Origin of the sequence: Limnohabitans radicicola (assembly GCF_014837235.1) — a bacterium.
In the GTDB taxonomy this organism is placed as follows: Bacteria; Pseudomonadota; Gammaproteobacteria; order Burkholderiales; family Burkholderiaceae_C; genus Limnohabitans_A; species Limnohabitans_A radicicola.
Window position 1 is genome coordinate 252558 of record NZ_JACYFT010000002.1, and the last position, 25988, is coordinate 278545.

Sequence of the window (25988 nt, forward strand, 5' to 3'; positions counted from 1 at the left end):
ATGGCCGAAATCAAGAATTACACCCTGAACTTCGGACCCCAGCACCCGGCCGCCCACGGCGTGCTGCGTCTGGTGCTGGAACTCGACGGCGAGGTGGTGCAGCGCGCCGATCCGCACATCGGTCTGTTGCACCGCGCGACCGAAAAACTGGCCGAGAGCAAGACCTACATCCAGTCCTTGCCTTACATGGATCGTCTGGACTATGTGTCCATGATGTGCAACGAGCACGCCTACTGCCTGGCCATCGAGAAGATGCTGGGCCTGGAAGTGCCGATGCGCGCCCAATACATCCGTGTGATGTTCTCAGAAATCACCCGCTTGCTGAACCACCTGATGTGGCTCGGCTCGCATGGCAACGATTGCGGCAGCTCGACCATCCTGATCTACACCTTCCGCGAGCGTGAAGACCTGTTTGACATGTACGAGGCCGTCTCCGGTGCGCGCATGCACGCAGCGTATTTCCGTCCCGGTGGCGTGTACCGTGACCTGCCCGACAGCATGCCGCAGTACAAGGCGAGCAAGGTCAAGAACGCCAAGACCATCGCTGAAATGAACAAGAACCGTCAGGGTTCCCTGCTCGATTTCATCGACGATTTCACGCAGCGTTTCCCCAAGTGCGTGGACGAGTATGAAACCCTGCTGACCGACAACCGCATCTGGAAGCAGCGTACTGTTGGCATTGGCGTGGTGCCACCCGAGCGCGCTCTGAACCTGGGCATGACCGGGCCCATGTTGCGTGGCTCTGGCATCGCTTGGGACCTGCGCAAGAAGCAGCCTTACGACGCCTACGACAAGGTCGAGTTTGACGTGCCTGTGGGCAAGACCGGTGACAGCTACGACCGTTACCTGGTGCGTGTGCAGGAGATGCGCGAGTCCAACCGCATCATTCAGCAGTGCGTGGCCTGGTTGCGTGCCAACCCCGGTCCGGTCATCACTGACAACCACAAGGTCGCTCCGCCTGCACGTGAAGGCATGAAGTCCAACATGGAAGACTTGATCCACCACTTCAAGCTCTTCACGGAAGGTTTCCGCGTGCCTGAAGGCGAGGCCTACGCAGCCGTCGAGCACCCGAAAGGCGAGTTCGGCATTTACATGGTGAGCGATGGCGCCAACAAGCCCTACCGTCTCAAGATCCGTGCCCCGGGCTTTGCCCATTTGGCCACCCTCGATGAAATGGCCAAAGGCCACATGCTGGCCGATGCGGTCGCCATCATCGGGACCATGGACATTGTGTTTGGAGAGATTGACCGATGATCTCGGAGTCCACAAAAACACGCTTTGCGCGTGAAGTCGCCAAGTTCCCTGCGGACCAGAAGCAGTCGGCCGTGATGGCCTGCCTGTCGATCGTGCAGCAAGAACTTGGCTGGGTCAGCCCCGAGAGCGAGCAGGGCGTGGCCGACTATCTGGGCATGCCCGTGATGGCTGTTCATGAAGTCACGACCTTCTACAACATGTACAACCAAAAGCCGGTGGGCAAGTTCAAGCTGAACGTTTGCACCAACCTGCCTTGCCAGTTGCGCGGTGGCCAAAAAGCGCTGGAGCACCTGGAGCACAAGCTGGGTGTGCATGCGGGCGAAACCACGGCCGATGGCCTGTTCACCCTGCAGCCCAGCGAATGCCAGGGCGCCTGCGCGGACGCGCCGGTCATGCTGGTCAACGACCGCCACATGTGCAGCTTCATGAGCAACGACAAGCTCGATCAGCTGATCGATGGCTTGAAGAAAGCGGGGGCGGTCTGATGAGCGTCGAGCAAATTCTCAGTCAGTTCCAGGCCTCAGGCGTGGAAACCTGTTTCCACGACCGCCACATCAATCCGCAAATTTACGCGGGTCTGAATGGTCAGAACTGGAGCATCAAGGACTACGAAGCACGCGGGGGCTACGCTGCCCTGCGCAAGATCCTGGGCAAGGACGGCGGCGAAGGCCTCACCCAGGACCAGGTGATTGCCACCGTCAAGGACTCCGGTTTGCGCGGCCGTGGTGGCGCGGGTTTTCCCACGGGCCTGAAGTGGAGCTTCATGCCCCGCCAGTTCCCAGGCCAGAAGTATCTGGTTTGCAACTCGGACGAGGGTGAGCCGGGCACCTGCAAAGACCGCGACATCATGATGTTCAACCCGCACACGGTGATCGAGGGCATGATCATCGCTGCTTATGCCATGGGCATCAGCGTGGGTTACAACTACATTCACGGTGAAATTTTCCAGGTGTACGAGCGCTTTGAGGCTGCCCTCGAAGAAGCCCGTGCCGCGGGCTACCTGGGCAACAACATCCTGGGCTCCACGTTCAACTTCCAGTTGCACGCATCACATGGTTTTGGCGCTTACATCTGCGGCGAAGAAACCGCCTTGCTCGAATCGCTGGAAGGCAAAAAAGGCCAGCCGCGCTTCAAGCCACCATTCCCGGCCAGCTTTGGTCTGTACGGCAAGCCCACCACCATCAACAACACCGAAACCTTTGCAGCCGTGCCCTGGATCATCCGCAACGGTGGTCAGGCCTACCTCGAAGCGGGCAAGCCCAACAACGGCGGCACCAAGATCTTCTCGGTCAGTGGTGATGTCGAGCGTCCTGGCAACTACGAAGTGCCCATGGGCACCCCGTTTGCCAAGCTGCTCGAACTCGCCGGTGGTGTGCGCGGCGGTCGCAAACTCAAGGCCGTGATCCCCGGTGGCTCATCTTCGCCGGTCATTCCGGGTGACTTGATGATGACGCTCACCATGGACTACGACAGCATCGCCAAAGAAGGCGGCTCCATGTTGGGTTCGGGTGCCGTGATCGTCATGGACGACACCCGCTGCATGGTCAAGGCCTTGGCCCGCCTGTCCTATTTCTATTCGCACGAATCCTGTGGCCAATGCACCCCTTGCCGTGAAGGCACTGGCTGGTTGTGGCGCATGGTGGACCGCATTGAAAACGGGCAGGGCCGCGCCAGCGATCTGGAGATGCTTGACAGTGTGGCCGGCAACATCATGGGCCGCACGATTTGCGCCTTGGGTGATGCTGCGGCCATGCCGGTGCGCGGCATGCTCAAGCACTTCCGTCACGAATTTGTACACCACATCGAGCACAAGACCTGCGTGGTCGGTGCCGGTGTTTGAGGTTAAGGCCGACCATGGTTGAAATCGAACTCGACGGCAAAAAAGTGGAAGTGGCTGAAGGCAGCATGGTGATGCATGCTGCTGAAAAAGCCGGTACCTACATTCCACATTTCTGCTACCACAAGAAGCTCTCCATCGCTGCCAACTGCCGCATGTGCCTGGTGGATGTGGAGAAAGCCCCCAAACCCATGCCTGCCTGTGCGACCCCGGTCACGCAAGGCATGATCGTGCGTACCCAGAGCGACAAGGCCGTCACGGCCCAGAAGTCGGTCATGGAGTTCCTGCTGATCAATCACCCGCTGGATTGCCCCATCTGCGACCAGGGCGGTGAGTGCCAGTTGCAAGACCTGGCCGTGGGTTACGGTGGCACGAAGTCGCGCTACGAAGAAGAAAAGCGCGTCGTCTTCCACAAGGAAGTCGGTCCGCTGATCTCCATGGAAGAGATGAGCCGCTGCATCCACTGCACACGCTGCGTGCGCTTTGGTCAGGAAGTGGCCGGTGAGATGGAGCTGGGCATGTCCCACCGTGGCGAGCATTCCGAGATCGAGACTTTCCTCGGCCAATCCGTGGATTCCGAGCTGTCGGGCAACATGATCGACATCTGTCCCGTGGGCGCTTTGACCAGCAAGCCTTTCCGCTACCACGCCCGCACATGGGAGCTGTCGCGCCGCAAGTCGGTGGCGGCGCACGATTCCTCGGGTGCCAACCTGGTCGTGCAGGTCAAGAACAACCAGGTTCAGCGTGTGGTGCCTCTCGAAAACGAAGAGGTCAATGAATGCTGGATCGCTGACCGTGACCGTTTCTCCTACGAAGCCCTCAATGGCGCCGAGCGCCTGACGCAGCCCATGCTCAAGCAAGGAGGCGAGTGGAAAGAAGTCGACTGGCAGACCGCACTCGAATACGTGGCCAACGGCCTCAAGAACATCCAGCGTGACCACGGCGCCGCCAGCATTGGCGCCCTGGTCAGCCCGCACAGCACCGTCGAAGAGGCATACCTGGCAGGCAGTCTGCTGCGTGGCCTGGGTTCAGACAATGTGGACGCCCGTCTGCGCCGCGCCGAATTTGTGGCAGGCGAGGGCGTGCAGTGGCTTGGCACCAGCATCGCTTCGCTGACTGCACTGCAACGCGTACTGGTCGTGGGCTCCAACCTGCGCAAGGACCATCCGCTGTTTGCGCAACGCATTCGCCAGGCCGCTCGCCATGGCGCTCAAGTCAATGCGATCGCATCGAGCGCGCAACTTTCCGCCGCCGGTGCTTGGGCATTGCCTGTGGCCAACAGCGTCGTGACCGATGCTTCGGGCTGGGCCCAGGCCCTGGCCGATGTGGCGGTCGCGATTGCAGCAGACAAGGGCGTTGCCGCTCCTGCCGCTGGCAACGCCACCGTACAAGCGCAAGCCATCGCCAAGTCCCTGCTGGGTGGCGAGCGCAAGGCCGTGTTGCTGGGCAACGGTGCTGCGCACCACGCCAATGCGTCGAGCCTGCTGGTGCTGGCCAACTGGATTGGCGAGCAAACCGGCGCGACCGTCGGCTACCTGACCGAAGCCGCAAACACTGTGGGTGTGCAGTGGGCCAAAGCCCAGCCACAAACCGGTGGCAAGAACGCCGCCCAGATGCTGGACGGCAGCCTCAAGGCCGCCATCTTGCTGAACACCGAGCCCGAGTTCGACACTGCTGCCGGCGCTGCTGCCGTCGCTGCATTGGACAAAGCAGAGATGGTGGTGACGCTCAGCCCGTTCAAGGCCAACATGGATTTCAGCGATGTGCTGCTGCCGATTGCGCCCTGGACCGAAACCTCGGGCAGCTTCGTCAACGCCGAAGGCCGTCTGCAAAGCTTCCATGCCGTGGTCAAACCTTTGGCTGAAACCCGGCCAGCCTGGAAAGTGCTGCGCGTGCTGGCCAACCTGCTGGACATCCCGGGCTTTGCTTTCGAGACTTCGCAGGACGTGCTGGCCCGTGCCACGGCTCAGCCTTTGAATCTGTCCAACGCCATCCGCGCTGAAGTGCGTTTGGGTGGTGCCGTGAGTGCGCCCGCTGTGGCCGCCATTTACCAGCTTGACAGCATCGTGCGCCGCGCACCATCGCTGCAATTGACGGCCGATGCACGCCGTGCACAGGAGGTCAAAGCATGATCGATGCGCTGTACAACGGCGGCCTGAATCTTCTGGCCGATGCCTGGTGGACCACGATGGCGTGGCCTGTGCTCTGGATCCTGATCAAGATCGTGGCCGTGCTGGCCCCCTTGATGGGTGCTGTGGCGTACCTGACGCTCTGGGAGCGCAAGCTGCTGGGCTTCATGCAAGTGCGCATGGGCCCCAACCGCGTGGGCCCCTTTGGCTTGCTGCAACCGATCGCCGATGCGTTGAAGTTGCTGACCAAAGAGCTGATCAACCCCTCCGCGGCCAGCATGGGCCTGTTCCGTTTGGGCCCCATCATGGCCATCATGCCGGCCCTGGCCGCCTGGGTGGCGATTCCCTTCGGACCCGAAGTGGCGCTGACCAACATCAACGCGGGCCTGATGCTGGTGATGGCCATCACCTCCATCGAGGTGTATGGCGTGATCATCGCGGGTTGGGCCTCCAACTCCAAATACGCTTTCCTGGGCGCGCTGCGTGCCTCGGCACAGATGGTGAGTTACGAAATTGCCATGGGTTTCTGTTTCCTGGTGGTCCTGATGGTCACCGGCAGCATGAACCTGACCGACATCGTGCTCGCACAAGACAAGGGTGACATGGCCAGCATGGGCTTGAACTTCCTGTCCTGGAACTGGCTGCCCTTGCTGCCGATCTTCGTGGTCTACCTGATCTCGGGTGTGGCCGAAACCAACCGTCACCCGTTTGACGTGGTCGAAGGCGAAGCCGAAATTGTGGCCGGCCACATGGTCGAGTACTCGGGCATGGGCTTTGCCATCTTCTTCCTGGCCGAATACGCCAGCATGTGGCTGGTGTCCATTCTGGCTGTGATCATGTTCCTGGGTGGGTGGCTGTCGCCGATCGACAGCGCCCTGTTCAACATGGTCCCCGGCTGGATCTGGCTGGGCCTGAAGACTTTCCTGGTGGTGTCCATGTTCATCTGGATCCGCGCCACCTTCCCGCGCTTCCGTTATGACCAGATCATGCGTCTGGGCTGGAAGATTTTCATTCCGGTCACCCTGGTGTGGCTGCTGGTGGTGGGCGCATGGCTGTTCTCACCCTGGAACATCTGGAAATAAGCGGTTCAAGATCATGACCACAATGACTGCTTCCTCCTTCTCGATCAAGGACTTCTTCAAGAGCTTCATGCTCGTGGAGTTGCTCAAGGGCATGGCCCTGACCGGACGCTACGCATTCGCCCGCAAGGTGACGCTGGAGTTCCCGGAAGAAAAAACACCGCTGTCGCCCCGTTTTCGTGGCCTGCATGCCCTGCGCCGTTACGACAACGGTGAAGAGCGCTGCATCGCCTGCAAACTGTGCGAGGCCGTTTGCCCGGCGATGGCCATCACCATCGAGGCGGGTCAACGCGAAGACGGCTCGCGCCGCACCACGCGCTATGACATCGACCTGACCAAGTGCATCTTCTGCGGCTTCTGCGAAGAAAGCTGCCCGGTGGACTCGATCGTTGAGACGCACATTTTTGAGTACCACGGCGAAAAACGTGGCGACCTGTACTTCACCAAGGACATGTTGCTGGCCGTGGGGGACCGGTATGAAAAAGAGATCGCAGCCAACAAGGCCGCTGATGCTCCATACCGCTGATCATTGAACCTACCTACAAAGATATCCCCCATGGACGTCAAGACCGGTTTCTTCTACCTCTTCTCGGTGGTGCTGTTGTTTTCAGCCTTCCGGGTGGTCACGGCCCGCAACCCTGTGCATGCGGTGCTCTTTCTCATGCTGGCCTTCTCGCAGGCCTCAGCCATCTGGCTGCTGCTCAACGCTGAATTCCTGGCCATCACCCTCGTGCTGGTTTACCTCGGCGCGGTGATGGTGCTTTTCCTGTTTGTCGTGATGATGCTGGACATCAATGTCGACACGCTCCGGCAAGGTTTCTGGAAGAACTTCCCGCTGGCGGCCACTTTGGGCGCCGTGGTCGCGTTCGAGATGACGGCGGTGTTGATGAGCGGCTTTCGCCTGTCGCAGGCACCAGTGGCCGCGGTGGCTGCGGGCAGCGCACCGGTGTCCAACAGCAAAGCGCTGGGCGTGTTGCTTTACACCGAGTACCTGATGCCCATCCAGATTGCTGCGGCCATCCTGCTGGTGGCCATGGTGGCTGCGATTGCCCTGACCCTGCGCCAACGCAAGGACAGCAAGGCGATCAACCCTTCCATCCAGGTGCGTGTGCGTGCCGCTGACCGCCTACAAGTGGTCCAGATGGCCGCCACGCAGGTTGCGCCTGCACCGGCCCCCGCTGCAGCAGAGGAGAACAAGTGATGTCATTGACCCTCGGACACTTTCTTTCACTGGGTGCGATGCTGTTCGCACTGGCCGTGATCGGCATCTTTCTGAACCGCAAGAACCTGATCGTGCTGCTGATGGCCATCGAGCTGATGCTGTTGGCCGTCAACATGAACTTTGTGGCCTTCTCGCACTACCTGGGTGACATGCACGGACAAGTGTTCGTGTTCTTCATTCTGACGGTGGCGGCGGCCGAATCGGCCATCGGTCTGGCCATTCTGGTGCTGCTGTTCCGCAACAAGAACAGCATCGACGTCCAAGACCTCAACACGCTCAAGGGTTAATAAAAAAATGAGTCAAACCCTCAACGCAAGCACGCTGCTGGCTGTGCCGCTCGCGCCCCTGGTGGGCTCGGCGCTGGCCGGTATTCTGGGCACCAAGTTCGGTGGCAACTGGATCGGCCGCAAGCTGTCGCACACCCTGACGATTCTGGGCGTGCTGGTGGCCTTCATCATCTCCGCCATGACGCTCAAGAGCGTGATCGACGGCGCCCGCTTCAACGAAACCCTCTACACCTGGATGGTGGTCGGCGGTCTGAAGATGGAAGTCGGCTTCCTGGTCGACGGCCTCACCGCCATGATGATGTGTGTGGTGACCTTTGTGTCGCTGATGGTGCACCTCTACACCATCGGCTACATGGACGAAGACGAAGGCTACAACCGTTTCTTTGCCTACATCTCGCTCTTCACCTTCTCGATGCTGATGCTCGTCATGAGCAACAACATGCTTCAGCTGTTCTTCGGCTGGGAAGCTGTGGGCCTGGTGTCTTACCTGTTGATCGGTTTCTGGTTCAACAAGCCCACCGCCATCTTCGCCAACATGAAGGCCTTCCTGGTCAACCGTGTGGGCGACTTTGGCTTCATCCTGGGCATTGGTCTGATCGCGGCCTATGCAGGCACGCTCAACTATGCCGAAACCTTTGCCAAAGCCGCCGAGCTGGGCGCATTGACGTTCCCTGGCACCGACTGGATGCTGGTGACCGTGGTCTGCATCTGCCTGTTCATCGGTGCCATGGGCAAGTCGGCCCAGTTCCCGCTGCACGTGTGGTTGCCGGACTCGATGGAAGGCCCCACGCCGATTTCGGCGCTGATCCATGCCGCGACCATGGTGACCGCAGGCATCTTCATGGTGGCCCGCATGTCACCACTGTTTGAGTTGTCGGACACCGCACTGAACTTCATCATGGTGATCGGCTCGATCACGGCCCTGTTCATGGGCTTCCTGGGCATCATCCAGAACGACATCAAACGTGTGGTGGCTTATTCCACCTTGTCGCAGCTCGGTTACATGACGGTTGCTCTGGGCGCGTCGGCTTACTCGGTGGCCGTGTTCCACCTGATGACGCACGCGTTCTTCAAGGCTTTGTTGTTCCTCGGTGCGGGTTCCGTCATCATGGGCATGCACCACAACCAGGACATCCGCTGGATGGGCGGCGTGCGCAAGTACATGCCGATCACCTGGATCACCTCGCTGCTGGGTTCTCTGGCCCTGATCGGCACGCCGTTCTTCTCGGGTTTTTACTCCAAGGACAGCATCATCGAAGCCGTGGCCGAAAGCCACCTGCCTGCTGCAGGTTTTGCCAACATCGCCGTGCTGGCGGGTGTGTTCGTGACCGCCTTCTATTCGTTCCGCATGTACTTCCTGGTCTTCCACGGCAAGGAACGTTACGACCAGAACCCGGATGCGCACCACGATGACCACCACGGTCACGACGACCACGGCCATGGCGACCATGGTCCGCATGAGTCGCCCTGGGTGGTGACGGTGCCCCTGATCCTTCTGGCCATCCCCTCGGTGGTGATCGGCTACATGACGATCGATCCCATGTTGTTTGGCGAATTCTTCAAGGACGCGATCTTTGTGGATGCCGACAAGCACCATGTCATGCATGAGTTGGCCGATGCCTTCCACGGTCCGGTGGCCATGGCAGTGCATGCCGTGAGCACGCTGCCTTTCTGGCTGGCGCTGTCGGGTGTGGCGGTCTCCTGGTACATGTACCTGATCAACCCTGCCGTCCCCGCGTTCTTTGCCCGTGTGCTGCGTCCGCTGGTCGTCGTGCTCGAGAACAAATACTTTCTCGACTGGATCAACGAAAACATCCTGGCCCGTGGTGCCCGCTTGCTGGGTACCGGTCTGTGGCAAGTGGGTGACCGTGCCCTGATCGATGGTCTGGTGGTCAACGGTTCATGGAAAGTCGTGGGCTGGGTCTCTGGCGTGGTGCGCTGGTTCCAGTCGGGTTTCCTGTACCACTATGCCCTGGTGATGATTTTGGGCGTGTTCATGCTGATGACGTATTTCGTCTGGCTGGCTTAACGATTACAAGGAAGTCATAAAAATGGGATTGTTGAGCCTTGCCATCTGGACGCCAATTGCTTTTGGCGTCATCTTGCTGGCCCTGGGACGTGACGAGCAGGCCAGCGCTGTGCGCTGGTTGGCCCTGATCGGTGCTGTGGTCAGTTTCCTCATCACCTTGCCGCTGTACTCGGGCTTCCAGCTGGGCACATCGGCCATGCAGTTCGTCGAAAAGGCGAGCTGGATCGAGCGCTTCAATGTCAACTACGCGCTGGGCGTGGACGGCATTTCGCTGTGGTTCGTGCTGCTGACCGCTTTCATCAACGTGATCGTCGTGATCGCGGGTTGGGAAGTGATCACCCGCAAAGTCAACCAGTACATGGCCGCTTTCCTGATCCTGTCGGGTCTGATGATCGGCGTGTTCAGTGCCCTGGACGGCATCCTGTTCTACGTCTTCTTTGAAGCAACCTTGATCCCGATGTACCTGATCATCGGCATCTGGGGTGGCCCGAACAAGATCTACGCCGCTTTCAAGTTTTTCCTGTACACGCTGCTGGGCTCGCTGCTGACGCTGATCGCCCTGATTTACCTGTACACCGCCTCCAACGGCAGTTTCGACATCCTGGCCTGGCACAAGCTGCCGTTGTCCGGTCATGTGCAGACCTTGCTGTTCTTCGCCTTCTTTGCGGCGTTCGCGGTCAAGGTACCGATGTGGCCCGTGCACACCTGGTTGCCTGATGTGCACGTGGAAGCGCCTACAGGCGGCTCTGCCGTGCTGGCGGCCATCATGCTGAAACTCGGCGCCTATGGCTTCCTGCGTTTTTCGATGCCCATTGCGCCGGACGCTGCGCGCGAGTGGGGCACCCTGATGATCGTGCTGTCTTTGGTGGCGGTGATCTATGTGGGTCTGGTCGCCATGGTCCAGCAGGACATGAAGAAGCTGGTGGCTTATTCTTCGGTGGCGCACATGGGTTTTGTGACGCTGGGCTTTTTCATCTTCAACCCGCTGGGCGTGTCCGGAGCCCTGGTGCAGATGATTGCCCACGGTTTCGTGTCCGCTGCGATGTTCCTCTCGATTGGCGTGTTGTACGACCGCGTGCATTCGCGTGAAATCTCCAGCTACGGCGGCGTGGTCAACACCATGCCCAAGTTCGCGGCCTTTGCCTTGCTGTTCTCGATGGCCAACTGCGGCCTGCCAGGCACAGCCGGTTTTGTGGGCGAGTGGATGGTGATTCTGGGCGCCGTCAAGTTCAACTTCTGGATCGGCCTCTTGTCGGCTTCGGCCCTGATCTTTGGTGCGGCCTACACCCTGTGGATGTTCAAACGCGTCTACCTGGGGCCTGTGGCCAATGACCACGTCAAGGAACTGACCGACATCAACAGCCGCGAATTCCTGGTCATGGCCCTGTTGGCCATCGCTGTGCTGGCCATGGGCCTGTACCCGAAACCCTTCACGGATGTGATGGACACCTCGGTGGCTGACCTGCTCAAGCACGTGTCGCTGTCCAAGCTGCCCCAGTAACGAACGCAAGAATAGAAAGAATGATGATGGACACCACCAGCTGGATGACGATCTATCCTGAAATCGTGTTGCTGGTCATGGCCTGCGTGATCGCGCTGGTCGACCTCTTCGTCAAGAGCCCACGCCGCACAGCCACCCACGTGCTGACCTTGCTCACGCTCGGCGGTGTGGCCTTGCTGCACGCCCTGTATGCCGATGCTGGCCAGACCTTGTACGGCTTTGGCCGTCTGGTGGTGAGCGACCCCCTGGGCCACTGGCTCAAGTGTTTTGCCAGCATCGCCGTCATGGTGACCCTGGTGTACTCGCGTCCTTACGCGGCTGACCGCGACATGCTGCGTGGCGGCGAGTTGTTCAGCCTGAGCATGTTTGCTTTGCTGGGCATGAGCGTGATGATCTCCGGTCAGAACTTCCTGGTGCTGTACCTTGGCCTCGAACTGCTGACCCTGTCGAGCTATGCATTGGTAGCCCTGCGTCGCGACCACATGCAAGCCACCGAAGCGGCCATGAAGTACTTTGTGCTGGGTGCCATGGCGTCGGGTTTCCTGCTTTACGGTATGTCCATGTTGTACGGTGCGACAGGCTCCCTGGAGCTGTCGGCCGTGCTCAAGGCCATCGCCTCGGGCCAGGTCAAGCACCAGGTGTTGGTGTTCGGTCTGGTGTTCATCGTGGCGGGTCTGGCGTTCAAGATCGGTGCCGTGCCTTTCCACATGTGGATTCCCGACGTGTACCAAGGCGCCCCCACCGCGGCCACGCTGCTGATCGGTGGCGCGCCCAAGCTGGCCGCGTTCGCCCTGATGATCCGTTTGCTGGTGGAAGGCTTGCTGCCGCTGGCCATCGACTGGCAGCAGATGCTGGCTTTCCTGGCCATCGCTTCGCTGGCCGTGGGTAACCTGGCCGCCATTGCGCAGACCAACCTCAAGCGCATGCTGGCGTATTCGACCATCGCGCAAATGGGTTTTGTGCTGCTGGGTTTTGTGGCAGGCATCATCAACGGTCAAACCACACTGGCCGCCAACGCCTACAGCTCGGCCATGTTCTACATCGTCGGTTATGTGCTGACCACGCTGGCCAGCTTCGGCATCATCTTGCTGCTGGCCCGCCAGGGTTTCGAGAGCGAAGAGATCACCGACCTGGCCGGTCTGAACCAGCGTAGCCCCCTGTACGCTGGCGTGATGGCCATCTGCCTGTTCTCGTTGGCCGGCATCCCACCCATGGTGGGCTTCTATGCCAAGCTGGCGGTGCTGCAGTCCCTGATCGCTTCGGGTCAAGGCTTCTACATCGGTCTGGCCATCTACGCCGTGCTGATGTCGCTGATCGGCGCTTTCTACTACCTGCGCGTTGTGAAAGTCATGTACTTTGACGAGCCGGTCACGGCCACCACTGTGTCGGCCCCCGCCGACGTGCGCGTGGTCTTGTCGATCAACGGTTTGCTGGTGCTGGTTCTGGGCATCGTGCCTGGCGCCCTGATGGCCTTGTGCGCTCAGGCTGTCAAGAGCATGCTGGCCCTGTAAGCCACCCATGTCCGTTTCATTGCAGATTGGAGCCCTGGTGCTGCTGGCCGTGATGGCCGCCAATCTGCCATTTGCCAACCACCGCGTGCTCGCCCTGGGCCCGGTGCGTGCGCCCAAATCCCTGCCATGGCGCTTGTTGGAGCTGGTGCTGTTGTACTTCGTGGTCGGCGGCATCGGCCTGGCACTTGAAAAGAACGCGGGCCAGATCGCCCCGCAAGGCTGGGAGTTTTATGCGGTCACGGCCACCATGTTCTTGACGCTGGCCTTCCCTGGCTTTGTCTACCGTTATCTTTTGCACCGCCGCGATTGACGCCGTGTCTTCCCGGCACCTGACAGGCTGCCCCCATGTCTGATGAACACCTGATTGAGCAGAGCCTGGAGCGGCAAGAGCTGTTCAAGGGCCGATTCCTGCACGCCTTTCGCGACACCGTTCGCTTGCCCGATGGGGGTGAGGCCACGCGTGAATACGTGGTCCATCCTGGCGCCGTGGTGGTGGTCCCTCTGTTGCAAGGACCAAACGGGCAGACGCGCATTGTGCTGGAGCGCCAGTACCGCTACCCCGTGGGCCAGGTGATGATCGAGTTGCCTGCAGGCAAACTCGACGCCGGTGAAGACCCGCTCTTGTGCGGGCAACGCGAACTGTTCGAAGAAACCGGCTACCGGGCCCATGAGTGGGCCAGGGCAGGGCAAATGCACCTGGCCATCGCCTACTCCACCGAAGTCATCCACATCTATTTCGCCCGCGGCCTGACCTCGGGTGAACGTCAGCTCGATCAGGGCGAATTTCTGGATGTGTTCTCGGCCACCCCCGATGAACTGATGGCCTGGTGCCGTGAGGGGAAAGTCACCGATGCCAAAACACTCAGTTGCATGGTTTGGCTGCAAAATGTGCTTTCAGGCGACTGGCCACTTGACTGGCAATCGGCGCCGACTTGATCCCCATCATGAAAGTCCTCAACCTCCAGTGCAGTCAGGGGCATAGCTTTGAAGGCTGGTTTGCCTCGCAGGACGACTACGACGCGCAACGCAGCCGTGGCCTCGTCACGTGCCCGGTATGCAACAACAGCGAAGTGACCAAGATGCTCTCGGCGCCGCGCCTGAATCTTGGCGCAGGCCAGGCAGAGCCGCCAGCGAAGACCCAGACCGAATCCACGGCCGTGGCCAATGTGGCTCCGGCCCAGCTGCAGGCGGCTTGGATGCAGATGGTGCGGCACGTCATGGCCAACACCGAAGACGTGGGTCAGAAGTTTGCCGAAGAGGCCCGCAAGATCCACTACGGCGAGCGCGAGGAACGCAACATCCGGGGGCAAGCCACACGCGAGGAAACCGAAGCCTTGCTGGACGAAGGCATTGACATCTTGCCGCTGCCTGTACCCGCAGGGCTCAAAGAGCCTTTGCAATGAGCTGCATCGGGGTTCTTGAATGTCCCACGTGCTGACCATCCCCGAATCCGAAGTCGAACTCACCGCCGTCCGTGCCCAAGGACCGGGTGGGCAAAACGTCAACAAGGTCTCGACCGCCATCCAGTTGCGCTTGGATGTGGCCCATTCCAGCTTGCCGGAGGACGTGAAAGCCCGCTGGCTCGCTTCCAAAGACAGTCGCCTCACGCCAGAAGGCGTCCTGGTGCTCAAGGCGCAAAGTTACCGCACGCAAGAGGCCAACCGGCAGGACGCTTGGGCACGGCTTTATGAGTTGTTGGGCCTGTTTTTGCGGGCGCCCAAGAAGCGCAAACCCACACGACCGACGCATGGTTCGGTGCAAAGGCGCTTGCAGGGCAAAGCCCAGCAGTCGCAGCTCAAGGCATCCAGGCGCTCGCGGCCTGAATGACCTGCGCGGTGGCCTGGGCCTGATCGGCGGCAACCACCGTGCGCCCCACCATGCCACGCAGCCAGGTGATCTGTCGCTTGGCGAGTTGGCGCGTGGCGAAGATGCCGCGCTCGCGGATTTCGGCTTCGCTCCAGCCTTCATCCAAGCCTTGCCAGGCCTGGCGGTAACCCACACAGCGCATCGAGGGCAGATCGGGGTTCAGGTCACCGCGTGCGCGCAATGTCCGCACCTCATCGATGAAGCCTTGCGCCATCATTTGGTCAAAGCGCAGCGCAATCCGTTCGTGCAGCCAGGCGCGGTCGTCAGGCTCCAGGCTGATGACCGGGATGTTCAGCGCAGGCGCAGTGGTTTTGGGCGCCTGGTGAAAGGCCGAGAGTGGCTGCCCGGTGGACGTCCAAATCTCAAGCGCACGGCCAATGCGCTGGCTATCGCCCGGTGCCAGCCGCGCCGCCGTGACGGGGTCCACCCGCATCAGCTCCGCATGCAGGGCGGGCCAGCCGAGGGCCTGGGCGCGTTGCTGGATTTGCTCGCGCACCTGCGGGTCGGCCGCAGGCATGTCGTTCAGGCCTTCGAGCAGGGCCTTCAGATACAGCATGGTGCCGCCCACCAGCAAGGGGGTCTTGCCCCGGCGGCGGATGTCGCCGATCAGGCGTGTGGCTTCTTTGGCGAACTCGGCCGCACTGTAGCTTTGCAGCGGGTCGAGGATGTCGATCAGGTGGTGCGGCACGCAGGCCAGTTCTTCGCGGCTGGGCTTGGCGGTGCCGATGTCCATGCCCCGGTAGACCAGGGCCGAGTCCACGCTGACGATCTCGGCCCCGCCTTGCGCTTGCAATGCGTCTGCCAGGGCGAGGGCTGCGGCGGTTTTGCCGCTGGCCGTGGGGCCAACCAGGGCGATCGCATCGACCGCATGGTGCTCGGTGGACGTGCTCATGCTGCGGCCTTGAGAACCACCGGGCGGCCGTGGCGCTGCACGGCTGTCCAGGCGATGAAGGTGATGAAAGCGGCCCACAGCATCAGGCCGTGTGCCAGCGCGAAGACCGGGCGGTCCATGTGCTGGCCCAGCCAGCCACCCATGAAAAACGCGCCCAGCATCATCAAAAAGCCATTGAGCGCCGACGCCGTGCCTGCCCGGTGCGGGAAGGGGGCCACTGCGCCGCTTTGGCCGCAGGGTTGGTGCACGCCGTGGCCGAGCATGAAAATGTACATGGGCAGCATGACGGCCCAGGCACCGTACCAGTCCTGGCCTTCGCCCGCGTAGGCCAGCGCCACCATCGACACACCACCGGTGATGGTGAGACAGGCCGCCACGCCCACAGTGCGGTGCACGCTGGTGCGGCGCAGCATCCAGCGGCACCAGAAGGTGCCCACGATGTAGGACGCCGACATGCTCAGCATGAGCAAGCCGTAAGCGGTTTTGCTGTAGCCCAGCGCCTGGATGAAGACAAACGAAGAACTGGCCAGGAAGGTGAAGAGCCCCAGGTAGGAGCCTGCCGACAGCGCGCACCAGGTCTGGAAAGTGCGGTTGCGCAAAATCTCGAGGTTGGCCCGCACCAGCGGGCGGGCCTTCAAGGCGTGGGGGTCAGGTTGGGCCAGGGTTTCTTCAAAGTGCCAGTACAGCAGTGCCAGGGTGATGGCCCCGAAAAACCCCAGCATCGACAAGGCCCAACGCCAGCCCACCCATTCGCTCAGCACACCGCCCAGGGGCGCGCAGGCGCAGGCGATGATGCCCAGCCCGGTGAGTGCCTGCGACATGACGGTCGCGCCTTGCGCGGGTGCATAGAGGTCGCGCACCACAGCGCGTGCAGCCATGACGCCCGCGCCCATGGCGATGCCTTGCACGGTGCGGCCTGCGATCAGCCAGGCCATGCTGGGCGCGAACATGCAGGCCACGGAGGCCAGGGTGTAGGTGGCCATGCCCCACAGCAGGATGGGTCTGCGCCCAAAGCGGTCAGACAGCGGGCCCCAAATCAGTTGTGACAGGCCAAAGGCGAGCAGCAGCGCCGTGAGGGTCAGCTGGGCCTGGCCCATGCTGGCACCAAAGCCTGCGGTGATGGCGGGCAGGGCCGGCAGGTACAGGTCGGTGGTGACGGGCTGCATGCCCAGCAGCAGCGCGAGGATGAGGACGATCAGTTTGGGGGACATGGAGCCTTCAGACCTTCACTGGAGCGCGAGCAGCGGGGCCGGTACACGGCTGCCCTCATACTCGCTTCGCTCGCCAAATCGGGCAGTCCGCGCACCGACCCCGCTGCTCGCTTGCGGTTCATCAACGTCCCCGCAGAAACAGCGCATCCAGATCACGCATCGTCATCTGTCGCCAGGTCGGACGGCCGTGGTTGCACTGGTCGGAGCGCTCGGTCTCTTCCATCTGGCGCAACAGCGCGTTCATCTCGGTCAGCGTGAGCTGGCGGTTGGCACGCACCGCACCGTGGCAGGCCATGGTGGCCAGGATCTCGTTTTGCGCGCGCTGCACCACCGTGCTGGCGTCGTGCTGGGCCAGCTCGGCCAGCACGCTGCGGGCCAGCTCGACCGCGTCGCCATGGGCCAGGGTGGTGGGCACGGCGCGCACGGCCAGCGTTTTGGCCGAGAGGGGGGAGATTTCGAGGCCGAGTTGGGTCAGCACTTCGGCGCAGGCCTCTGCGGTGGCCACTTCGGTCGGGGTCGCGGCAAAGGTGGCCGGGATCAGCAGGGGCTGGCTGGCGATGCGCGGGCCTGTGCCATCCGTGCTGCCCAGCTGGTTCTTGAGGCGCTCGTAGACGATGCGTTCGTGCGCGGCATGCATGTCGACCACCACCAGGCCCTGGGCGTTCTCGGCCAGGATGTAGACGCCGTGCAGCTGCGCCACGGCACGGCCCAGGGGCCAGTGGTTTGCTTTGTCTGTATCGGAGTCCCGTCCGGAGGCAACGGACTGCCCCGTGTTGCCCACAGCAGAGTCGCGGCTGGGGGCGGCCGCAGATGGCGGCACCCAGCCGGGCGCAGCGGCTTCTTGGGCAGGCATCGTGCCCGCTGCAGGGGTGGTGGCAACCGCGGGGCTCCACAGTGCCTTGAGGTCGGCCAGGGCCTGTTCGCTGTCCACCCGGGGGCGCTCAAAGCGCGGGGGGGTGAAAGTCGGTGCGGGTTCGGGACGGGAATCAAGGCCCATGCTGCCCTGACGCCAGTGGGCCGATTCGGGCAGGGCGCGTGGGGCGGGACTGGCTTGCAATGTGAGTTCAGGGGCCGACGGGGCGTTCAGGGCTTGTGAACGCGGCGCGGCAATGGCCTGTTCGATCGCGTGGCGGATCGCCTGGTGCACCGCACGGCTGTCACGAAAACGCACCTCGATCTTGGTCGGATGCACGTTGGCGTCCACCAGGGTCGGGTCAATCTGCACAAACAAGGCATAGGCCGGTTGCTTGTGGCCGTGCAACACGTCTTCGTAGGCGCTGCGCGCGCCATGCATCAGCACCTTGTCGCGCACAAAGCGGCCATTCACATAGGCAAACTGGTGATCGGGGCGCGAGCGCGCGGCGTCGGGCGTGCCTGCGCGGCCCACCACATGCAACGGTCCCGCGTGGTAGTCGACGGGCACCGACTGCGCCACAAAATCGTGGCCCAGCACATCGCCCAGGCGCTGCGCCAGGCCCTCCGGGCCGGGGTGCACGCGCCACTGCTCGACCAGCTTGCCTTCGTGCCAGATGGCAAAGCTCACATCGGGCCGAGCCAGCGCGTGGCGGCGCACGGCTTCGATGCAGTGGGCCAGCTCGGTGCTGTCGCTTTTGAGGAATTTGCGGCGGGCCGGGGTCGAGAAAAACAGTTCCTTGACTTCGACCGTGGTGCCCACGGCGCGCGGGGCAGGGCGCACCTCGCCAGTCTGGCCGTCCAGCGCCAGCGCATTGGGCTGGCCGTCCATGCGCGAGAGCAGCGTCAGCTCCGACACCGAGTTGATGGCCGCCAGGGCTTCACCGCGAAAGCCCATGGTCATCACCGATTCGAGGTCGGTCAGGTTGCCGATCTTGCTGGTGGCGTGGCGCTTGAGGGCCACGGGCAACTCGTCGGGGGCGATGCCGCCGCCGTCGTCTTCGACCGCGATCAGACGGGTGCCACCCCCCAGCAGGCGCAGCGTGATGTTCTGTGCGCCCGCGTCGAGCGCGTTGTCTACCAGTTCGCGCACCACGGACGCGGGACGTTCCACCACTTCGCCTGCGGCGATCTGGCTGATCAGTTCATCGGGGAGTTCGCGGATCGGGCGGCGCGCGTTCGCTTGGGTGTTTTCGGCAGTCACCCGGGCATTTTAGGGCTTGGGGACGGGGATAATCCGCCCATGGACATCCTCTTGCAGCTCCTCGATTTCATCCTCCATGTCGACACTTATCTGGAGGCCTTTGTGCAAAACCACGGGGCCTGGGTGTATGCCCTGCTGTTCCTGATCGTGTTTGTCGAGACCGGGCTGGTGGTCATGCCGTTTTTGCCAGGCGACTCGCTGCTGTTCATCGTGGGGGCCATGTGTGGCGCCGAGGTGATGAGCTGGCCTTTGGTGGTGGTCATCTTGCTGGTGGCCGCCATTGCCGGGGACCAGACCAATTATTCAATCGGACGTTACTTCGGCCCCCGGGTCTTTCAGTGGGAAAACTCGCGGTTTTTCAACCGTCAGGCCTTCAACCAGGCGCATGAGTTCTACGAAAAATACGGTGGCATCACCATCGTGCTGGCCCGATTCATGCCCTTCATCCGCACCTTTGTGCCCTTTGTGGCTGGGGTGGCCGAGATGACGCGCAGCAAGTTCATCACCTACAACGTGGTGGGGGCTGTGCTCTGGGTGGTGGGGCTCACGCTGGCGGGCTACCTGTTCGGCAATCTGCCCTTTGTGCAGACGCACCTGTCCAAGATCATCTGGGCGCTGATCCTGGTGCCCGGGCTCGTCACGTTGGTGGGCGCCTGGCGTGCCCGCCGTTCCGGCCGTTGAAAGGCGCCCGGGGTTACCGGCTGGTTACGGTGTTTGATAATTCAATCACCTCATTTGTGACCCGCGCGAGCCCCGAACCATGACTGCTTCTAACCCCATTTTGTCCGTGCGCATCGCCACCGCGGGCGAAGCCCTGATTGACCTGGTCATGCAGCCCGATGGCCGCTTTCTGCCCTGTCTGGGCGGTGCGGTCTACAACCTCAGCCGTGCACTGGCACGCCAGGACGTGCCAGTCATGTACCTGAACCCGTTCTCATTTGACCGCTTTGGCCGCCAACTGGCCTCGGGCCTGAGCGCCGATGGGGCGGTGCTGGCGCGACCAGAGCCTGTGGCTGAAGTGACTTCGCTGGCGGTGGTGGGGGTCAACGACCAAGGCCATCCGGACTACGCCTTTTACCGCGAGGCCGTGGCCGACCGGGCCATCAGCGTGGACGCGCTGAATGCGGCTTGCGCCGATGTGCCGACGCTCGACATCGTCTGCACGGGCTGCCTGGCACTGGCGCCTGCCGATGCGGACAAATACCTGCCCTGGCTGGCCGCGCAAAAAGCGGCGGGCCGCTGGGTGGTGGTCGACACCAACCTGCGCCCGACCGTGTTGCCCGACATGGCCCCGTACCGTGCCAACATCCACGCCGCGCTGGTCCATGCCGATCTGATCAAGGCCAGCGACGAAGACTTGCAGCACCTGGCTGTGCCTGGGGCTGACGCGTTTGCGCAGGCCGAGCACCTGCTGGGCAGCTGCGGCGCCCGGATGATGGCGTTGACCCTGGGGGGCGAAGGCGCGGCTTTGCTGCTCAAGACGGCTGCAGGCATCCTCACCGTGCGGGGCCGAGAAAGCGCCCCCGTCCAGGTGGTGGACACCGTGGGCGCGGGCGACAGCTTTCTGGCGGGGCTCTTGAGCGCTTTGCTGACACAGGCCGATGGGGCGCCATGCCCGGTGCAGGCTTGGGTGGCCCAACTGAACGCGGCAGACCTGGGCGCATTGCTGTCCCATGCGCTGGCCACGGCCACGGTCAATGTGATGCGTGCAGGTTGCCAGCCGCCCACACGCGCCGAGGTGCAGGCCCGTCTGGCCAGCCACCCGATCGCGCTGAGCTGAACTTGCGGCTGCGCCTGAGCGCAGGTAGATGGGGTTTATTCCGCTTTCACCCCAGCGGCCGTGATGACCTTGGCCCATTTGACGATTTCATCGTCCAGGAACTTGGCGGCGAATTCGGGCGAGGTGTCACCAGTGATGATGCCCAGCGCTTCAAATTTGGCTTTGATGTCGGGCGAGTTCAGGGCTTTGGCCGTTTCAGCCGACATGCGGCGCACGATGTCTTTGGGCACGCCCGATGGCGTGAGGAACAGCACCCAGGTGGAGCCTTCGATGGCCGGGCCACCCGACTCGGTGATGGTTGGCACTTCGGCAGCGCCCGGCACACGCTGCGACGAGAACACGGCCATGCCCTTGATCTTGCCCGCGCGAACGTGGGGCATCAGCGCACTGGCCGTGTCGGTCAGGATCTGGATGTTGCCGCCCATCAGGTCGGTCAATGCCGGTTGCGTGCCTTTGTAGGGCACATGCACCATGTCCACGCCCGCCACCTGCTTGAAGAGTTCTTGCGTCAGGTGGGCCGCAGCGCCCACGCCCGAGGAGCCAAAAGCCACTTTGCCGGGCCGGGCCTTGGCGTACTCGATGAGTTCCTTGATGTTCTTGACGGGCAGGTTGTTGTTCACCGTCATGACCAGCGGCGCGATGCCCACCAGCGAGACGGGGGCAAAGCTTTTGACCGGGTCATAGGGCAAACGGCCCGCGTACAAGGTGGCGTTGGCCGCGTGGGCACCGATCACGGTCACAAAGGTGTGGCCGTCGGCCGGGGCTTTGGCCGCCAGGTCAGCGCCCAGGATCGAATTGGCGCCTGGCTTGTTGTCGACCACGATGGACCAGCCGGTTTGCTCGGAGATCTTTTGCACCACCATGCGGGTGGCGTTGTCGGTGATGCCGCCGGGGGTGTAGGGGACGATCCAGCGGATGGGTTTGCTGGGCCAGTTGGGGGTCTGGGCCTGTGATGTGGGCACGGCGGCAGCGGCCAGAGCCAGTGCCGCGGTCTGGAACAGACGGGTCAAGCGCATGAAAGTGTCTCCTGGTGTGTGCATGGCGGTGGCTGTTGTTCTCGGCCATGTCGTCGGGCAGCTTAGGGGCACGCGCCCGCCTGGGTCAATCAGGGTGTGCCACGCAGGTGACTCTCAACCGGATGCGAGACGGAGCGAAACCATTCAACCCGGTGCGCTGTTGCGCGACGTCATTCAAAGTGGCGCGCGGTTTCGCGCCAGGGGCGGGTTGCGCGCAAAGTAGGCCACGATGCCGCGCAGCAGCGCTTCGGTCAGGCGCTCCTGGTAGGCCTCGCTGCGCAGCTTTTCTTCCTCTTCGGGGTTGCTGATGAAGGCGGTCTCCACCAGCACGCTGGGGATGTCGGGGGCCTTGAGCACGGCAAAGCCGGCCTGCTCGACGCGGGGCTTGTGCAGGCGGCCCACACCGCCGATTTCGCGCAGCAAGGCGCTGCCCAGGTGCAGGCTGTCCTTGATTTGCGCGGCGGTGCTCATCTCCAGCAGGGCGCGCTGCACTTGGGCGTCTTTCACGCCCAGGTTGATGCCACCGATCAGGTCGGCCTTGTTTTCCTTTTGCGCCATCCAGCGTGCGGCGCTGCTGGACGCCGCGCCATCGCTGAGCGCAAACACGCTCGCGCCCCGTGCCTCGGGCGTGAAAAACGCGTCGGCATGGATGCTGACAAACAGGTCGGCTTGCACGCGTTGCGCCTTTTGCACCCGCACATGCAGGGGCACAAAGAAGTCGGCATCGCGGGTCAGGTAGGCACGCATCGGGTTGCCGCCCACGCTGGTGACGTTGATGCGTTCGCGCAGGCGCTGGGCGATGCGCAGCACCACATCCTTTTCGCGGGTGCCGCCAGGCCCCACGGCGCCCGGGTCTTCGCCGCCATGCCCGGCGTCCAGCGCCACCACGATGAGGCGCTCGGTCCTGGCGGCAGGCCGTGGCGGGTGGTCGGGCCGCTCCATGATGGCTTCGGGCGGGGGCTCGAAGTCTTGCCTGCGGGTGGACGGTACTGGCAAGGGCGGTGGGCTCACCGCAGCCCCCTGGGTCTGGCGGGCGATCAACTCGCCCAGCGGGTCGGTGCCACTGCCCGGGCGTGCGAGTTCAGGCGCTTTGGCCGGGGCCGCGCCGGTTTTTTCCTGGATCAGCTGCTCCAGTGGGTCTACGGTTTGCGTCGGGTACAGGTCGAATACCAGGCGATGCTGGTAGGCCGCCACGGGCGCGAGCGTGAACACCTGCGGGGCGATGGGGCGTTTGAGGTCGATCACCAGGCGCACCACGTTGGCACTGTATTGACCGACCCGGATGCCCGCGATGTTGGGGTCGCTGGCCTGCACTTTGCCAACCAGCTCGCGCAGGGCGGGGTTCAGCTGCTGGCCTTCGATATCGACGGCCAGCCGGGGCGGGGAGGGCACAAAGCTCGATTGGGTCTTGAGCGGCACGTCCGACTCGAGCGTGACCCGGCTGTATTCGGCGGCTGGCCAGATGCGCACGGCCATGAGGCTCGCGCCGCGCACCAGGTCGCTGCCCGCCAGTGTCAGTGCGGCCAAACCCGCGCGCAGGAACTGGCGACGATCAGTTTGCACGCGATGCCTCAGAAGGAGCCGCATCCGCTTGCCACGCTTGCAGCCACTGCTGTCCGCGCGGGGTTTGTGCGGTGATGTGCACTTGCCGCTGGTCTTCGTCCAGCGCGTTCAATGCGATCACCCAGTCGGCCGGGGGCAGCTGGCCTGCCACCTTGTCTGGCCATTCCATCAGCTTGAGGCCGGGACTGGCAAAGATGTCGCGAAAGCCCGCATCGGCCCACTCGCGTGGGTCGCTGAAGCGGTAAAAGTCAAAGTGCCAGATGGGCCAGGCGGCCTCGCCGCTGCCCGCCTGGTGCGGCTCCACCACGGCATAAGTCGGGCTTTTGATGCGGCCTTGCACCCCGGCGGCGCGCAGCAGGTGGCGTACCAAGGTGGTCTTGCCCGCGCCCAGATCGCCACGCAGCTCGATGCTCGCGTCGCGCCCGCCCGGCCAGCGCTGCAGCCGTTCGGCCAGCCGCGTGGCAAAGGCTTGCGTGGCTTCTTCGTCAGGCCAAAGCGAGCGCCAAGTCAGGCCGGTGGCCTGGCTTTCTACAATGGGCGGGTGACTGAGCGGCATCTCCAAATCGATCCTTCTGGCTTGTGGTCCCAAATCGAAGTTTGGGCGCGTGAGCTTGGATTGTCCCAAATTGGCGTGACAGGCATCGATTTGTCCTCTGCCGAGCCGGGTTTGCAGTCCTGGCTCGACGCCGGTTTTCACGGCAGCATGGCCTACATGGCCGCGCATGGCATGAAGCGCGCCCGCCCGGCCGAGCTGGTAGCGGGCACGGTGAGCGTGATCACCGCCCGCATGGATTACCTGCCGCAAGGCACGCCCGCTGACTGGGCCGACCGCGAACGCGAACGCTGGCTGCAGCCTGGTGAGGCCATTGTCTCGGTCTACGCACGAGGACGGGACTACCACAAGGTGCTGCGCAGCCGCCTGCAAAAGCTGCAGGAGCGCATCGCCGCCGCCATTGGCCCGTTTGGCCACCGCGTCTTCACCGATTCGGCGCCTGTGCTGGAGGCCGAGCTGGCCACACGCAGTGGCCTGGGTTGGCGGGGCAAGCACACCCTGGTGCTGTCGCGCGAAGCGGGCTCCATGTTTTTTCTGGGCGAGTTGTTTGTGGACTTCGCCTTGCCTTCTACACCTGCAGCCAGCGCGCATTGCGGGCAATGCACGGCCTGCATGGACCTGTGCCCCACGCAGGCCATCATCGGGCCCTATCGGCTCGATGCGCGGCGCTGCATTTCCTACCTGACCATCGAGCACGAGGGGCCGATCCCCCATGAATTGCGACCCCTGATCGGCAACCGCGTCTATGGCTGCGACGATTGCCAGCTGGCCTGCCCGTGGAACAAGTTTGCCATGACCAGCGCTGTGCCCGACTGGCTGGCGCGCCCGGGCTTGGCGGGCAGTGGCATTGCCGATCTGCTGGGCTGGAGCGAAGCGGAGTTTTTGCGCCGTACCGAAGGCTCGGCGATTCGCCGCATTGGCCACGCCCGTTGGTTGCGCAACCTGGCGCTGGCGGCAGGCAACGCCCTGGCCAGCAGTGTCTTGACGCCAGCCGAACGCAGCCGCTTGTGCCAGGCCTTGCAGGCCCATGCCGGACATCCGGACGCGGCGGTCAGCGAGCAGGTGGCCTGGTCACTGGCGCAGGCCTGAAGCGGCCCCATGGGTTCTCGGTGTTCAGAGCAGCACGCCCAGCGCAAACGGCAGGCTCAGCATGCCCGAGAGGGTGGACAGCGTGACCAGTGCACCCACATAAGCGCCGTTGTAGCCCATGCGGGTGGCCAGCACATAGCAAGTCGATGCCGTGGGCAGGGCCGAGAACGCCAGCAGCACCGTGGTTTGTGTGGCGTCGAGCGACATGACGCGGGCCCAGCCCCAGGCCATGAGCGGCAGCATCAGGTGCTTGCACAATAAGATGGTCACGGACAGCACCTTGCCCTTGCGCAGGCTGGTCAGTTGCATGCCCGCCCCTGCGGCCATGAGGCCTAGGGCCAAAGAGGCGCCTCCGATCCGTTGCACGGTGGGCTCCAGCCAGATGGGCATGCGAAAGCCCAGCAGGTTGGCCACCAGACCCGAGGCGGTGGCGATGATCAGTGGGTTGCGCAGCAGTTGCCGCCCGAAGTGCGTGTTGCCATGGCGGGCCATGGGCCAGACGGCGGCCGTGTTGAACAGGGGCACGCAAAAACCGATCAGGCAGGAGATCAGCAGCAGGCCTTGCGGCCCAGCGATGCGCTCGGCCAGCGCCAGGGCGATGAAGGAGTTGAAGCGAAAGCCCACCTGCGCACTGGCCGCGTGGTCTTTCCTGTCGAGGTGGCGTCCCAGGATGGGCCAGTAGGGCAGGCTGTACGACAGGGCGATGGCGCTCACGCCCAGGCACAGGCCCGCTGCAATCAGGCTCGATGTGGCGCCCAGGTCGAGCGGGCTTTTGACGATCGAGTGAAACAGCAAAATGGGAAAGAGAAAGTAATACACCAGACTGTCGACCTGCTGCCACACCGAGCGGTTGAGCGCCGTGAAGCGGCACACCAGGTAACCGCACAAAATCAGGGAAAAGTCCGGGAAGAGGAGTTGGGCGTAATTCACCCGGGTAGGATAGCCGTATGGCCCGCGGGTGCCTGTCCCTTTGGGTACCGCAAGTGACCTGGCATGGGTTTGTCCTGTGCCGAACGGCCTGGCTTTGTGCCTATGATCGAATCCATGAAAACA

General features: G+C 62.8%; 25 protein-coding genes. 18 read left to right on the forward strand and 7 right to left on the reverse strand.

From position 1 onward, the window contains the following. Genes IC609_RS08985 through arfB form a run of 15 tightly spaced genes read left to right on the forward strand, consistent with a single transcriptional unit; the run spans position 1 to position 14676 of the window. Positions 1–1254 carry an NADH-quinone oxidoreductase subunit D gene (locus tag IC609_RS08985; protein WP_191819166.1) on the forward strand — a complete coding sequence of 418 codons (1254 nt, stop codon included), beginning with the start codon at positions 1–3 and terminating at the stop codon, positions 1252–1254. Next, on the forward strand, positions 1251–1739 hold the full coding sequence (nuoE, locus tag IC609_RS08990) for an NADH-quinone oxidoreductase subunit NuoE (protein WP_191819167.1): 489 nt from the start codon (positions 1251–1253) through the stop codon (positions 1737–1739). Before IC609_RS08985 ends, nuoE begins: the two co-directional genes overlap by 4 nt. Continuing rightward, positions 1739–3094, forward strand: coding sequence for an NADH-quinone oxidoreductase subunit NuoF (gene nuoF, locus IC609_RS08995; protein ID WP_408611017.1), 1356 nt, complete (start codon positions 1739–1741; stop codon positions 3092–3094). Before nuoE ends, nuoF begins: the two co-directional genes overlap by 1 nt. 14 nt (positions 3095–3108) lie before the next feature. Next, positions 3109–5223, forward strand: coding sequence for an NADH-quinone oxidoreductase subunit NuoG (nuoG, locus tag IC609_RS09000; protein WP_191819168.1), 2115 nt, complete (start codon positions 3109–3111; stop codon positions 5221–5223). Continuing rightward, positions 5220–6302 (forward strand): NADH-quinone oxidoreductase subunit NuoH, encoded by a 1083-nt coding sequence (nuoH, locus tag IC609_RS09005; protein ID WP_191819169.1) that lies wholly within the window; start codon positions 5220–5222, stop codon positions 6300–6302. Before nuoG ends, nuoH begins: the two co-directional genes overlap by 4 nt. Before the next feature lie 22 nt (positions 6303–6324). Beyond that, positions 6325–6825 (forward strand): NADH-quinone oxidoreductase subunit NuoI, encoded by a 501-nt coding sequence (gene nuoI / locus IC609_RS09010; protein ID WP_408611019.1) that lies wholly within the window; start codon positions 6325–6327, stop codon positions 6823–6825. A 30-nt stretch (positions 6826–6855) separates the two neighbouring features. Further along, positions 6856–7500, forward strand: a complete 645-nt coding sequence (locus IC609_RS09015) for an NADH-quinone oxidoreductase subunit J (RefSeq protein ID WP_191819171.1) — start codon at positions 6856–6858, stop codon at positions 7498–7500. Continuing rightward, a complete protein-coding gene (nuoK, locus tag IC609_RS09020; RefSeq protein ID WP_191819172.1) occupies positions 7500–7808 on the forward strand; it encodes an NADH-quinone oxidoreductase subunit NuoK in 309 nt (102 codons plus the stop codon). Before IC609_RS09015 ends, nuoK begins: the two co-directional genes overlap by 1 nt. 7 nt (positions 7809–7815) lie before the next feature. After that, entirely contained in the window at positions 7816–9837 is a 2022-nt protein-coding gene (gene nuoL, locus IC609_RS09025; RefSeq protein WP_191819173.1) for an NADH-quinone oxidoreductase subunit L, read from the forward strand. A gap of 22 nt (positions 9838–9859) precedes the next feature. Next, complete coding sequence (locus IC609_RS09030) at positions 9860–11338, forward strand: NADH-quinone oxidoreductase subunit M (protein WP_191819174.1); 1479 nt, start codon at positions 9860–9862, stop codon at positions 11336–11338. 23 nt (positions 11339–11361) lie between these two features. Further along, the gene (nuoN, locus tag IC609_RS09035) at positions 11362–12849 is read left to right on the forward strand and encodes an NADH-quinone oxidoreductase subunit NuoN (protein ID WP_191819843.1); all 1488 of its coding nucleotides are present in this window, start codon (positions 11362–11364) and stop codon (positions 12847–12849) included. A gap of 7 nt (positions 12850–12856) precedes the next feature. Then, positions 12857–13159 carry a DUF2818 family protein gene (locus tag IC609_RS09040; RefSeq protein WP_191819175.1) on the forward strand — a complete coding sequence of 101 codons (303 nt, stop codon included), beginning with the start codon at positions 12857–12859 and terminating at the stop codon, positions 13157–13159. A gap of 35 nt (positions 13160–13194) precedes the next feature. Next, positions 13195–13785 carry an NUDIX domain-containing protein gene (locus IC609_RS09045; RefSeq protein ID WP_191819176.1) on the forward strand — a complete coding sequence of 197 codons (591 nt, stop codon included), beginning with the start codon at positions 13195–13197 and terminating at the stop codon, positions 13783–13785. Positions 13786–13793: 8 nt separating this feature from the next. Next, complete coding sequence (locus IC609_RS09050; protein ID WP_191819177.1) at positions 13794–14252, forward strand: DUF1178 family protein; 459 nt, start codon at positions 13794–13796, stop codon at positions 14250–14252. A gap of 19 nt (positions 14253–14271) precedes the next feature. Beyond that, positions 14272–14676, forward strand: coding sequence for an alternative ribosome rescue aminoacyl-tRNA hydrolase ArfB (gene arfB, locus IC609_RS09055; protein ID WP_191819178.1), 405 nt, complete (start codon positions 14272–14274; stop codon positions 14674–14676). Here the strand turns inward: arfB and miaA are convergent. The 3 genes from miaA to mutL all read right to left on the reverse strand — a co-directional run bounded on the left by miaA (position 14645) and on the right by mutL (position 18934). Continuing rightward, entirely contained in the window at positions 14645–15607 is a 963-nt protein-coding gene (gene miaA, locus IC609_RS09060) for a tRNA (adenosine(37)-N6)-dimethylallyltransferase MiaA (RefSeq protein ID WP_191819179.1), read from the reverse strand. The two genes, arfB and miaA, sit on opposite strands and share 32 nt — an antisense overlap. Then, positions 15604–16818 carry a multidrug effflux MFS transporter gene (locus tag IC609_RS09065; RefSeq protein WP_191819180.1) on the reverse strand — a complete coding sequence of 405 codons (1215 nt, stop codon included), beginning with the start codon at positions 16816–16818 and terminating at the stop codon, positions 15604–15606. The genes miaA and IC609_RS09065 overlap by 4 nt, the downstream gene beginning before the upstream one ends. A 121-nt stretch (positions 16819–16939) precedes the next feature. Further along, positions 16940–18934: a DNA mismatch repair endonuclease MutL gene (mutL, locus tag IC609_RS09070; RefSeq protein ID WP_191819181.1), complete on the reverse strand. Its 1995-nt coding sequence runs from the start codon at positions 18932–18934 to the stop codon at positions 16940–16942. Positions 18935–18973: 39 nt separating this feature from the next. Between mutL and IC609_RS09075 the strand changes: the two genes are divergently transcribed. Both IC609_RS09075 and IC609_RS09080 read left to right on the forward strand, forming a co-directional pair. Then, positions 18974–19615 carry a DedA family protein gene (locus IC609_RS09075; protein ID WP_191819182.1) on the forward strand — a complete coding sequence of 214 codons (642 nt, stop codon included), beginning with the start codon at positions 18974–18976 and terminating at the stop codon, positions 19613–19615. Between the two features lie 79 nt (positions 19616–19694). Then, a complete protein-coding gene (locus IC609_RS09080) occupies positions 19695–20714 on the forward strand; it encodes a PfkB family carbohydrate kinase (protein ID WP_191819183.1) in 1020 nt (339 codons plus the stop codon). Between the two features lie 35 nt (positions 20715–20749). Here the strand turns inward: IC609_RS09080 and IC609_RS09085 are convergent, their stop codons facing one another. The 3 genes from IC609_RS09085 to tsaE form a co-directional block, all read right to left on the reverse strand. After that, positions 20750–21730 carry a Bug family tripartite tricarboxylate transporter substrate binding protein gene (locus tag IC609_RS09085; RefSeq protein ID WP_191819184.1) on the reverse strand — a complete coding sequence of 327 codons (981 nt, stop codon included), beginning with the start codon at positions 21728–21730 and terminating at the stop codon, positions 20750–20752. Between the two features lie 174 nt (positions 21731–21904). Beyond that, the gene (locus tag IC609_RS09090) at positions 21905–23317 is read right to left on the reverse strand and encodes an N-acetylmuramoyl-L-alanine amidase (RefSeq protein WP_191819185.1); all 1413 of its coding nucleotides are present in this window, start codon (positions 23315–23317) and stop codon (positions 21905–21907) included. Continuing rightward, positions 23283–23849, reverse strand: coding sequence for a tRNA (adenosine(37)-N6)-threonylcarbamoyltransferase complex ATPase subunit type 1 TsaE (gene tsaE / locus IC609_RS09095; protein ID WP_191819186.1), 567 nt, complete (start codon positions 23847–23849; stop codon positions 23283–23285). Before tsaE ends, IC609_RS09090 begins: the two co-directional genes overlap by 35 nt. 21 nt (positions 23850–23870) lie before the next feature. Here tsaE and queG point away from each other — a divergent pair, with 21 nt between their 5' ends. Further along, a complete protein-coding gene (queG, locus tag IC609_RS09100) occupies positions 23871–24935 on the forward strand; it encodes a tRNA epoxyqueuosine(34) reductase QueG (RefSeq protein WP_191819187.1) in 1065 nt (354 codons plus the stop codon). Between the two features lie 24 nt (positions 24936–24959). Here the strand turns inward: queG and IC609_RS09105 are convergent, their stop codons facing one another. Continuing rightward, a complete protein-coding gene (locus IC609_RS09105; protein WP_191819188.1) occupies positions 24960–25865 on the reverse strand; it encodes an AEC family transporter in 906 nt (301 codons plus the stop codon). Between the last annotated feature and the right edge of the window lie 123 nt (positions 25866–25988).